The organism is Pseudomonas sp. MUP55 (genome assembly GCF_034043515.1).
Taxonomy (GTDB): Bacteria; Pseudomonadota; Gammaproteobacteria; order Pseudomonadales; family Pseudomonadaceae; genus Aquipseudomonas.
In genome coordinates, this window is record NZ_CP138214.1 from 659,181 (window position 1) to 670,650 (window position 11,470).

Below are 11,470 nucleotides of genomic sequence, written 5' to 3' on the forward strand. Positions count from 1 at the left end.
GGAGGGGGCTTGCCCCCGATAGCGGTGTTTCAGTTGCAGATGTTGTGACTGACCCACCGCAATCGGGGGCAAGCCCCCTCCCACATTGTTTATGTGGTGTTTGGGAGATTGTTCAAATAATCACCAATTACCTTGCGCCTGTTCTCCCCCTTCTCTACAATTGCGCCCCTTGCCTTCCTGGCAGGCACTGATGTGCCTCCCCTGCGGCAAGGTCCATAAGTGTCATTCACTCCTTGTCTGACCGTTTTTGAGCGGCAGGCTACAACCCGTAAGGAGCATTCATGCGTCATTACGAAATCATCTTTTTGGTCCACCCGGATCAAAGCGAGCAAGTCGGCGGCATGGTTGAGCGTTACACCAAGCTGATCGAAGAAGACGGCGGCAAAATCCACCGTCTGGAAGATTGGGGCCGTCGTCAACTGGCCTACGCAATCAACAATGTTCACAAGGCTCACTACGTGATGCTGAACGTTGAGTGCACTGGCAAGGCCCTGGCCGAGCTGGAAGACAACTTCCGCTACAACGATGCAGTGATCCGTAACCTGGTCATCCGTCGCGAAGAAGCCGTTACCGGCCAATCCGAGATGCTCAAGGCTGAAGAAAACCGCAGTGAGCGCCGTGAGCGTCGCGACCGTCCTGAGCACGAAGGCGCTGATAGCGCTGATAGTGATGACAGCGACAACAGCGATAACGCTGACGAGTAATCCACGGACCTTTTAAGGAGCCTATCAAATGGCACGTTTCTTCCGTCGTCGTAAATTCTGCCGCTTCACCGCTGAAGACGTGAAAGAGATCGATTACAAAGATCTCAACACTCTGAAAGCCTACGTATCCGAGACCGGCAAAATCGTTCCAAGCCGTATCACCGGTACCAAAGCACGTTATCAGCGTCAGCTGGCCACCGCTATCAAGCGCGCCCGCTTCCTGGCCCTGCTGGCCTACACCGACAGCCACGGCCGCTGAGACCGGGCAGTCGACAAGTAGTAAGGGATTGAATGCATGCGCGCCTTAGCTGAGTTCATCATGCGCGGTCGCGTGCAGGCCACTCTGGTAGTGGCTGGATGTGCAGCATTGCCGTTGTTGTATTGGTTGGGCGCTGCCGCTGGATGCCTTGTGCTCCTGCGGCGTGGATTGCAGGATGCCTTTGGTGTCCTGTCCCTGGGACTGCTGGCCGCCTTGATCTGGTGGCTGCAACTGGGTGAACCCAAGGTGCTTCTGGTGCTGTTGGGGTCATCGAGCCTTGCGTTGGTTTTGCGCGCAAGTGAGTCCTGGGTCCGCACGCTGCTGGTCAGCGTGGCGTTGGGGTTGGTGTTTTCGGTGTTGATTGACGCGGCTTTCCGCCCGCAGATCGAGGCGCTGGCGCAAGAGATCGTCAAGGTCCTGCCGCTGGCTCTCGGGGAACTCTACCAGCAGCTTTCGGTAGATGAGCGAGCGCGTCTTGCAGCACTGATTGCACCGGCCCTGATCGGCCTGATGGCGGTAATGTTGCAGATCGTCAGTTTGCTGAGCCTGATGCTTGGGCGATATTGGCAGGCGTTGTTGTACAACCCGGGTGGTTTTGGTCGCGAATTTCGCAGTATCAGAATCCCCGTGGGCCCGGCAATGTTGCTGCTGGCACTCATGGTTATCGGACCGAACCTCGGTTCACAGATGGCCCTGATGATGCTGTTTTGCAGCGTACCGCTGGTGTTTTCCGGACTGGCCCTGATTCACGGGCTGGTTGCGCAGAAGCGCCTGGCCAAGTTCTGGCTGGTGGGGATGTACGTGACCATGCTGGTGTTCATGCAACTGATCTATCCGTTACTCGTGGTTTTGGCCATTGTCGACGGCCTGATTGATTTTCGCGGACGTCTGGCGTCGAAAGATGCCGATAGCGCGAACGGTGAAGGTTAAAAGTTAGAGGATTTTCACATGCAACTGATCCTTCTGGAAAAAGTCGCCAACCTGGGCAACCTGGGCGACAAAGTGAACGTTAAGGCCGGCTACGGTCGTAACTACCTGCTGCCTTACGGCAAAGCCACCGCTGCAACCGCTGCCAACCTGGCTGCGTTTGAAGAGCGTCGCGCTGAGCTGGAAAAAGCCGCAGCAGACAAAAAAGCTTCGGCCGAAACTCGCGCTGCCCAACTGGCTGAGCTGGAAGTGACTATCACTGCCACCGCCGGTGACGAAGGCAAGCTGTTCGGTTCGATCGGCACCCACGACATCGCTGATGCACTGACCGCCTCCGGCGTTGAAGTGCAGAAGAGCGAAGTTCGTCTGCCGAACGGCACCATCCGCAACGTAGGCGAATTCGACGTAGCCGTGCACCTGCACGCCGAAGTTGAAGCCACCGTACGCGTTGTCGTGGTAGCAGCTTAAGCCGCACCTAACTGACTGGCACCTCGCGTGTCAGCCGGTTAACATCGGGCACGATCCTGTTTACAGGTCGTGCCTTTTGTTTTTCTACACACCCCTAATTCCAAGTGGCCATGAACGAAATCTCCGCTCCTGAGCAATACGATCTGCAAACCGCTGCCCTGAAGGTGCCGCCGCATTCCATCGAGGCCGAACAGGCCGTGCTCGGTGGCTTGATGCTGGACAACAACGCCTGGGAACGCGTGCTGGATCAAGTCTCGGACGGCGACTTCTATCGTCATGACCACCGCCTGATCTTCCGCGCCATCGCCAAGCTGGCCGACCAGAACTCACCGATCGACGTGGTGACCCTGGCCGAGCAACTGGACAAGGAAGGCCAGACCTCCCAAGTAGGCGGTCTGGGGTACCTCGGCGAACTGGCGAAAAACACGCCGTCCGTCGCCAACATCAAGGCCTATGCGCAGATCGTCCGCGAGCGCGCCACCTTGCGCCAGTTGATCGGCATCAGCACCGAAATCGCCGACAGCGCCTTCAACCCCGAAGGCCGGACCGCCGCCGAGATCCTGGACGAGGCCGAGCGCCAGATCTTCCAGATCGCCGAAGCACGGCCCAAGACCGGTGGCCCGGTCAGCGTCAACGACCTGCTGACCAAAGCCATCGACCGCATCGACACCTTGTTCAACACCGATGCCGCGATTACCGGTATTTCCACCGGTTACACCGACCTCGACGAGAAGACCAGCGGCCTGCAGCCGTCCGACTTGATCATCGTCGCCGGCCGTCCGTCGATGGGTAAGACCACCTTCGCGATGAACCTGGTGGAAAACGCGGTACTGCGCAGTGACAAGGCAGTGCTGGTGTACTCCCTCGAGATGCCAGGCGAATCGCTGATCATGCGTATGCTCTCGTCCCTTGGCCGCATCGACCAGACCAAAGTGCGTTCCGGCCAGCTCGAGGACGACGATTGGCCGCGCCTGACCTCGGCGGTCAATCTGCTCAACGACCGCAAGCTGTTCATCGATGACACGGCCGGTATCAGCCCGTCGGAGATGCGCGCACGTACCCGTCGCCTGGTGCGTGAACACGGCGACATCGCGCTGATCATGATCGACTACCTGCAGCTGATGCAGATCCCGGGTTCCAGCGGCGACAACCGCACCAACGAAATTTCCGAAATCTCCCGGTCCCTCAAGGCCCTGGCCAAGGAATTCAACTGCCCGGTGGTGGCGCTGTCCCAGCTCAACCGTTCCCTGGAACAACGTCCCAACAAACGCCCGGTGAACTCCGACTTGCGTGAATCCGGAGCGATCGAGCAGGACGCCGACGTCATCATGTTCGTGTACCGCGACGAGGTGTATCACCCCGAGACGGAACACAAAGGCATTGCCGAGATCATCATCGGCAAGCAGCGGAACGGCCCCATCGGCTTTATCCGCCTGGCGTTCATCGGTAAATACACCCGTTTCGAAAACCTCGCGCCGGGCAGCTACAACTTCGACGACGACGAATAACGCTTCTGCTCAATTCCGACCATTACCGTCGGAATTGGTCAAAATTTGTGCTATATTCCGCGCCCGCGATTTTTCATCTCAACACCGGTCACCGTCATGCAAACAGCCAAGCCGTTATTTGACTATCCCAAGTACTGGGCCGAATGTTTCGGTCCTGCGCCATTCCTGCCGATGAGCAGGGAGGAGATGGATCAGCTTGGCTGGGATTCATGCGACATCATCATCGTCACCGGTGATGCCTACGTTGACCATCCGTCGTTCGGCATGGCGATCATCGGCCGGCTGCTGGAGTCCCAGGGCTTTCGCGTCGGGATCATTGCCCAACCGAACTGGCAGTCCAAAGACGACTTCATGAAGCTCGGCGAGCCGAACCTGTTCTTCGGCGTCGCGGCCGGCAACATGGACTCGATGATCAACCGCTACACCGCCGACAAGAAAATCCGTTCCGACGACGCCTACACCCCTGGCGGCATGGCTGGCAAACGCCCGGACCGTGCGAGCCTGGTGTATAGCCAGCGTTGCAAGGAAGCCTACAAGAACGTGCCGATCGTGCTCGGTGGCATCGAAGCCTCCCTGCGCCGCATCGCCCACTATGACTACTGGCAGGACCGCGTGCGCAACTCGATCCTGATCGATGCCACCGCCGATATCCTGCTGTACGGCAACGCCGAGCGGGCCATCGTCGAAGTTGCCCAGCGCCTGTCGTGGGGCCACAAGATCGAAGACATCACCGATGTGCGCGGCACCGCGTTCATTCGCCGTGACACGCCGGCCGGCTGGTACGAAGTGGACTCCACGCGCATCGACCGTCCGGGCAAGATCGACAAGATCATCAACCCGTACGTGAACACCCAGGACACCCAGGCTTGCGCCATCGAGCAGGAGAAGGGGCCGGTGGATGACCCGGAAGAAGCCAAGGTCGTACAGATCCTGGCCAGCCCGCGCATGACCCGCGACAAGACCGTGATCCGCCTGCCTTCGGTGGAAAAAGTCCGTGGCGACGCGGTGCTCTACGCCCACGCCAACCGCGTGTTGCACCTGGAAACCAACCCCGGCAACGCCCGCGCCCTCGTGCAAAAGCACGGTGAAGTGGACGTGTGGTTCAACCCGCCGCCGATTCCGATGACTACCGAAGAAATGGACTACGTGTTCGGCATGCCGTACGCCCGCGTACCGCACCCGGCGTATGGCAAAGAGAAAATTCCAGCCTACGACATGATCCGTTTCTCGGTGAACATCATGCGTGGCTGCTTCGGCGGCTGCACCTTCTGCTCGATCACCGAGCACGAAGGCCGCATCATCCAGAACCGTTCCGAAGAATCGATCATTCGCGAAATCGAAGAGATTCGCGACAAGGTGCCTGGCTTTACCGGGGTGATTTCCGACCTCGGCGGCCCGACCGCGAACATGTACCGCATCGCCTGCAAGAGCCCGGAAATCGAATCCGCGTGCCGCAAGCCGTCGTGCGTGTTCCCTGGCATCTGCCCGAACCTGAACACCGATCACTCTTCGTTGATCCAGCTGTACCGAAGCGCCCGTGCATTGCCGGGTGTGAAAAAGATTCTGATTGCCTCCGGCCTGCGTTACGACCTTGCCGTCGAGTCGCCGGAATACGTCAAGGAGCTGGTCACCCACCACGTGGGTGGCTACCTCAAGATCGCCCCGGAACACACCGAGGAAGGTCCACTCAACCAGATGATGAAACCGGGCATCGGCAGCTATGACAAGTTCAAGCGCATGTTCGAGAAGTACACCAAGGAAGCAGGCAAGGAGCAGTACCTGATCCCGTACTTCATCGCCGCCCACCCCGGCACCACCGATGAAGACATGATGAACCTGGCCCTGTGGCTCAAGGGCAACGGCTTCCGTGCCGACCAGGTGCAGGCGTTCTACCCGTCGCCGATGGCCACCGCCACCGCGATGTACCACTCGGGCAAGAACCCGCTGCGCAAGGTCACCTACAAGAGCGACGCGGTGACCATCGTCAAAAGCGAAGAACAGCGCCGTCTGCACAAGGCGTTCCTGCGCTACCACGACCCGAAGGGCTGGCCGATGCTGCGTGAAGCGCTGACCCGCATGGGCCGTGCCGACCTCATCGGGCCGGGCAAGGACCAGCTGATCCCGCTGCACCAGCCGTCCACCGACAGCTACCAGAGCGCGCGTCGCAAAAACTCGACGCCGGCCGGCAGCCACAAGGTCGCCAAGGAAACCACCACCAAGATCCTCACCCAGCACACCGGCCTGCCACCTCGCGGCAGCGACGGCAGCAACCCGTGGGACAAGCGTGAGCAAGCCAAGGCCGCGGCCCAGGCGCGCAACAAGCAGGCAGCCAAGGAGCGCACCGACGCGGCCAAGGGCAAAGGCAAAAAGCCTGCGCGCAAACCGGTCGTGCCGCGTTGATCGCAGCCTGAACATGCCAAACGCCAGCCTCGTGCTGGCGTTTTGCTTTCTGGCCGGTGGTGAGCCTGTTTGGTAAGGTGGCGGCCATTGAAGCGCTATCGGGGGCAAGCCCCCTCCCACATTTAGACTGTGTCTACATTCAAAGTGTGGGAGGGGGCTTGCCCCCGATGACGTCAGTCCAGTTTCCACCTCTTCAAGGAAGAACACCCATGGGCAACCCCCTGGCCGGTATCGGCATGGACTCCAACCGCTCCCAATTCATGGCGCGCCAGCGCATTTAGAGCCAGATCAACCTGCCGCGCCTGTTTGCCGCCATCGATGCCGATCCAGGTATTGTCGGTGCTGGCGTGGTGTATATCGATGCCGACTTTAATGTCGTCACACTGCGCGAATTCAAGCCCATCTGCAGCATCAAGCCCAAGCGCGTTATTCTGCGTGAGGCGCAGAAGTACATTTCGCCAGCCCAGTTTGTGGAGCAGGTAAAGACTGATCCCCGTGAAGGACGTCTTAGAAAGGAAGCGTTTGACATGGGGCTTTCCTGTGGCGCAGCTGTGATCGGTTGGATCGTGGTGTTCAGCGGAAGTGTCGCCGTACCGTTTACGGCTGGCGCCAGTGCGTTTGTGGTCGGCATAGGTGTCACGGCGGCGTTGGCCAGCAGTGCTCAATGTGGGTTTGGCGTGGCGCGTACCTATAACGAAGTGCTTGAACCCGATGCCAACGACCGCATGGACGACGCGCAATGGTATGGCGCTGTTTCACCCATCCTGGATGCGGCTTCGTTGCTGGGTATTGGTACGGGGGCGTTCACCACGTTCAGGCTGCTTAAAGCCAAAAAGGCCGCTGCATTGGGCAAGAGTTGGTATGAGTTACTCAAGGGATTGAGTCGTCAGGAGCGCAAGAAGTTAACCAAGGAACTGCTAAGTCTCAAAGACCCAAGCCTGACTCCGAAGATACTGAAGTTACAGCAGCGCGCCGGCAAACTGACCAAGAGCTACAGTTCCACGCAAATTCGGCATGCCACGCTGACCCAGCTCAAGGATGCCTTGGGCGGTATGCTGGGTATCTGGGGCAGCCATCGAGCCGGTAACGTGGGTACGGCCGAGACGATCGCCATTGGCCTGTATGAGGACCTGACGGAATGAAGGGCTTTCCCGACACGCGCAGTTTTCTCGCCCGGTACTTCCCCGTTTTCATGGGCACCATTTTCATGGCGATTTTCTCGGGTTCTGCGGCGGTTTCCACCGCTGGCGTTACCTACTTACGTGGGGTCGATCCTGCGCTCAAGTCCGGCTCTTCAGGGGCTGCGATCCTTGTGCTGGTAACGGTACTGGTGTTTGGCAATCTGATGATCGCGCGTGGGTATCTCTGGGCGACCAAACTAGTGGCGGGATACCTCGCATGTTGCCTGCTGTTCGTTTTGCCCATGATTCTATACGGTATCAATCCGCTGGTTTACGCCTCGGCGGTGCTGTTCCCGCTGCTGGGGTTATTGCTGCTCAACAGCAAGCGCCATCGCGAGATGCGCCACAAGCTTCTCGAAATACGCCGACTTCGCCAAGCGCTGCACGCCCGGTACAAAGCCCGGTGATGGGTAGATTCACCACCTCATCTGGCCCCTTCGCCACAAATATGTGCAACCCTCGCACCATAACCGCCGCTACAGCGTCGTTTTGGTGCTGTACTGCACCGGGCTCCACGATAAAGCGCAATGACTGCCGCTCTGGCATAAGTCTTGCGCGCGTTGTGCCCATGCCCTGGCTCGCAGGAGGCCGCCGTGTCGATTCATGTCGCGTTGCACCACGTTACGCATTACCGCTACGACCGGGCTGTTGAACTCGGCCCGCAGATCGTGCGGTTGCGCCCGGCGGCCCATAGCCGTACGCGGATATTGTCCTATGCGCTGAAGGTGTTGCCCGAGCAGCATTTCATCAACTGGCAGCAGGACCCCCAGGGCAATTACCTGGCGCGTCTGGTATTTCCGGAAAAAACCGGCGAGCTGCGCATCGAGGTCGATCTGGTCGCCGAGATGGCGGTCTTCAACCCCTTCGACTTTTTCCTCGAGCCCTACGCCGAAAACATCCCTTTCAGCTACGCCGCCGATGAACAGCGCGAGCTGGCGCCGTACCTGGAAACCTTGCCGCTGACGCCGACGTTTGCCGCCTACCTGGCCGGTATCGACCGTACGCCGTTGCCGGCCGTAGATTTTCTGGTCGGCCTCAACCAGCGCCTGGCTGCCGATATCGGCTACCTGATCCGCATGGAACCGGGCGTGCAAACCCCGGAATTCACCCTGGAAAACGCCTGCGGCTCGTGCCGCGATTCGGCCTGGCTGTTGGTGCAGCTGCTGCGCAACCTGGGTTTGGCCGCGCGGTTTGTGTCCGGCTACCTGATCCAGCTCACCGCCGACGTCAAAGCCCTCGACGGCCCCTCCGGCACCGAAGTGGACTTCACCGACCTGCACGCCTGGTGCGAAGTGTATTTGCCGGGCGCCGGATGGATCGGTCTGGATGCCACCTCCGGGCTGTTCGCCGGTGAAGGGCATATCCCGTTGGCCTGCAGCCCCGATCCTTCCTCCGCCGCACCGATCAGTGGGCTGGTGGAACCTTGCGAGTGCGAATTCACCCACGAAATGTCGGTAGAGCGGATTTGGGAAGCCCCACGGGTGACCAAGCCCTACACCGAGGAGCAGTGGCTGGCGATCCAGGCCCTGGGGCGGCAGATCGATGGTGACCTGCACAGGGATGATGTGCGCCTGACCATGGGCGGTGAGCCGACCTTTGTCTCAATCGACGACCCCGACGGCGCCGAATGGAACACCGCCGCCCTCGGCCCGGACAAGCGGCGCCTGTCCGCCGAGCTGTTCCAGCGCATGCGCAACCACTACGCCCCCAAGGGCCTGGTGCACTTCGGTCAGGGCAAGTGGTACCCCGGCGAACAACTGCCGCGCTGGTCGCTCAACTGCTACTGGCGCCGCGACGGCGTGCCGATCTGGCACAACAGCGCACTGATCGCCGATGAGCAAGAGGACTACGGCGCTGACGGCGCGCTGGCCGGGCGCTTCCTGGCCAGCATTGCCGAACGCCTGAAGCTGCCGGCACGTTTTGTGTTCCCGGCCTACGAAGACAATTTCTACTACCTGTGGCGCGAAGGTGCGCTGCCGCAAAACGTCACCGCCCAGGACCCGCGCCTTGGCGACGATCTGGAGCGCGAACGTCTGCGCAAGGTCTTCGGCCAGGGCCTGGATAAAGTCATCGGCCAGGTGCTGCCGCTGGCGCGCACGGCCGCCAATGACCGTTGGCAGAGTGGTCGCTGGTACCTGCGCGACAATCACTGCCGCCTGGTGCCGGGCGATTCGCCGCTGGGTTACCGGCTGCCGCTGGCCTCGCAGCCATGGGTGACGGCGGCGGAATATCCGTTCGTGCACCCCACCGATCCGAACCAGGACCAGCCGCAGCTGCCGAGTACCGATCAACTGCAAAGCCATGGCGAGCCTGCGGCGAGCGAAGAGCGTGCGCCGAAGCTGGATGAATCCGCCGACTGGCTGACCCGCACCGCGCTGTGTGCCGAAGCGCGGGAAGGGCGCCTCTATCTGTTCATGCCGCCGCTGGAACGCGTCGAAGACTATCTCGAGTTGGTGACGGCCATTGAGGCGACCGCTGAAGAACTGCATTGCCCGGTATTGCTGGAGGGCTATGAGCCGCCGGCCGATACGCGCCTGAGCAACTTTCGTATCACGCCTGACCCTGGCGTGATCGAGGTCAACGTGCAGCCATCCGCCACCTGGGACGAGTTGGTGGAGCGCACCGAGTTTCTCTACGAAGAGGCGCGGCAAACTCGCCTGACCACGGAAAAATTCATGATCGACGGTCGCCACACCGGCACCGGCGGCGGTAACCACTTCGTGCTGGGCGGCGCCACACCCAAGGACTCGCCGTTCCTGCGCCGGCCCGACCTGCTGCGCAGCCTGATCAGCTACTGGCACAACCACCCATCGCTGTCCTATCTGTTTTCCGGGCTGTTTATTGGCCCGACGTCCCAGGCGCCCCGGGTGGATGAAGCGCGCAACGATGCGCTGTACGAACTGGAAATCGCCTTCGCGCAAATGCCCGCGCCGGGTGAAGAATGCCCGCCCTGGCTGGTCGACCGTTTGCTGCGCAACCTGCTGATCGACGTGACCGGCAACACCCACCGCGCCGAGTTCTGCATCGACAAGCTCTATTCCCCCGACGGCGCCACCGGCCGTCTGGGCCTGCTGGAATTGCGCGCGTTTGAAATGCCGCCCCATGCACGCATGAGCCTCACCCAGCAGTTGCTGTTGCGGGCGCTGGTCGCGCGTTTCTGGCGTGAACCCTACGCGCCACCGAAGCTGGCGCGCTGGGGGACCGAACTGCACGACCGCTTCCTGCTGCCGCACTTTATCCAGCAGGATTTCGCGGATGTGATCGTCGAACTCAACGCCGCCGGTTATCCGCTGCGCGCCGAGTGGTTTGCCGCGCACCTGGAGTTCCGTTTCCCCAAGGTCGGCGACTATGCCGTCAGCGGCATCGAACTGGAGCTGCGCCAGGCTTTGGAACCCTGGCATGTGCTGGGCGAAGAGGGCACGGCGGGCGGCACGGTGCGCTATGTGGATTCGTCCCTGGAGCGTCTGCAAGTGAAGGTGAGCGGCTTGCCACCGCAGCGCTATCTGCTGACCTGCAACGGCATCCCGGTGCCGCTGCAGCCGACCGGCCGGGTCGGCGAGTTCGTTGCCGGCGTGCGTTACCGTGCCTGGCAACCGTCCAACTGCCTGCAACCGACCATCGGCGTGCATGCGCCGCTGGTGTTCGACCTGCTGGACACCTGGATGCAACGCTCGCTGGGCGGCTGCCAATACCACGTGGCCCATCCGGGCGGGCGCAATTACGACAGTTTGCCGGTCAATGCCAATGAAGCCGAGAGCCGGCGGATGGCGCGGTTTTTCCGCTTGGGGCATAGTCCAGGCAAGCTCGACGTGCCAACCGTCGTTATCAACGATGAGTTACCGATGACCCTCGACCTGCGGCGTTTCCCCAATAAAAATGACTGAATGCGATCAAATGTGGGAGGGGGCTTGCTCCCGATGACGGAGTATCAGCCGATACATGAGTTAACTGATCCGCCGCCATCGGGAGCAAGCTCCCTCCCACAGCGGATTTGCAGTGTTTGTTGAGTTAACCTGACTTCCC

General features: G+C 60.6%; 8 protein-coding genes and 1 pseudogene. All 9 read left to right on the forward strand.

Annotated features, from left to right (window positions below; all coding sequences use genetic code 11):
• The first annotated feature begins 281 nt into the window (after positions 1 to 281).
• The 9 genes and pseudogenes from rpsF to SC318_RS02805 all read left to right on the forward strand — a co-directional run bounded on the left by rpsF (position 282) and on the right by SC318_RS02805 (position 11,331).
• Positions 282 to 704, forward strand: a complete 423-nt coding sequence (gene rpsF, locus SC318_RS02765; protein WP_003236224.1) for a 30S ribosomal protein S6 — start codon at positions 282 to 284, stop codon at positions 702 to 704.
• A 28-nt stretch (positions 705 to 732) separates the two neighbouring features.
• Positions 733 to 963: a 30S ribosomal protein S18 gene (gene rpsR / locus SC318_RS02770; RefSeq protein ID WP_002551829.1), complete on the forward strand. Its 231-nt coding sequence runs from the start codon at positions 733 to 735 to the stop codon at positions 961 to 963.
• Between the two features lie 36 nt (positions 964 to 999).
• A complete protein-coding gene (locus SC318_RS02775; RefSeq protein WP_320429560.1) occupies positions 1,000 to 1,893 on the forward strand; it encodes a YybS family protein in 894 nt (297 codons plus the stop codon).
• A gap of 18 nt (positions 1,894 to 1,911) precedes the next feature.
• Positions 1,912 to 2,358 carry a 50S ribosomal protein L9 gene (gene rplI, locus SC318_RS02780; protein ID WP_003171376.1) on the forward strand — a complete coding sequence of 149 codons (447 nt, stop codon included), beginning with the start codon at positions 1,912 to 1,914 and terminating at the stop codon, positions 2,356 to 2,358.
• Positions 2,359 to 2,468: 110 nt separating this feature from the next.
• Complete coding sequence (gene dnaB / locus SC318_RS02785; RefSeq protein WP_003188079.1) at positions 2,469 to 3,866, forward strand: replicative DNA helicase; 1,398 nt, start codon at positions 2,469 to 2,471, stop codon at positions 3,864 to 3,866.
• 96 nt (positions 3,867 to 3,962) lie between these two features.
• Positions 3,963 to 6,266, forward strand: coding sequence for a YgiQ family radical SAM protein (locus SC318_RS02790; protein ID WP_320429561.1), 2,304 nt, complete (start codon positions 3,963 to 3,965; stop codon positions 6,264 to 6,266).
• Positions 6,267 to 6,475: 209 nt separating this feature from the next.
• A pseudogene (locus tag SC318_RS02795) lies at positions 6,476 to 7,408 on the forward strand (NAD synthetase).
• Positions 7,405 to 7,854, forward strand: a complete 450-nt coding sequence (locus SC318_RS02800; protein WP_320429562.1) for a hypothetical protein — start codon at positions 7,405 to 7,407, stop codon at positions 7,852 to 7,854. The pseudogene SC318_RS02795 and the gene SC318_RS02800 overlap by 4 nt, the downstream one beginning before the upstream one ends.
• Positions 7,855 to 8,040: 186 nt before the next feature.
• On the forward strand, positions 8,041 to 11,331 hold the full coding sequence (locus SC318_RS02805) for a transglutaminase family protein (RefSeq protein ID WP_320429563.1): 3,291 nt from the start codon (positions 8,041 to 8,043) through the stop codon (positions 11,329 to 11,331).
• Positions 11,332 to 11,470: the final 139 nt, after the last annotated feature.

Excerpts from the sequence above, each read along its gene's own strand:
- dnaB (WP_003188079.1), top strand. The coding sequence starts at position 2,469 with ATGAACGAAATCTCCGCTCCTGAGCAATACGATCTGCAAACCGCTGCC.
- rpsF (WP_003236224.1), top strand. The coding sequence starts at position 282 with ATGCGTCATTACGAAATCATCTTTTTGGTCCACCCGGATCAAAGCGAG.
- SC318_RS02800 (WP_320429562.1), top strand. The coding sequence starts at position 7,405 with ATGAAGGGCTTTCCCGACACGCGCAGTTTTCTCGCCCGGTACTTCCCC.
- SC318_RS02790 (WP_320429561.1), top strand. The coding sequence starts at position 3,963 with ATGCAAACAGCCAAGCCGTTATTTGACTATCCCAAGTACTGGGCCGAA.
- rpsR (WP_002551829.1), top strand. The coding sequence starts at position 733 with ATGGCACGTTTCTTCCGTCGTCGTAAATTCTGCCGCTTCACCGCTGAA.
- rplI (WP_003171376.1), top strand. The coding sequence starts at position 1,912 with ATGCAACTGATCCTTCTGGAAAAAGTCGCCAACCTGGGCAACCTGGGC.
- SC318_RS02775 (WP_320429560.1), top strand. The coding sequence starts at position 1,000 with ATGCGCGCCTTAGCTGAGTTCATCATGCGCGGTCGCGTGCAGGCCACT.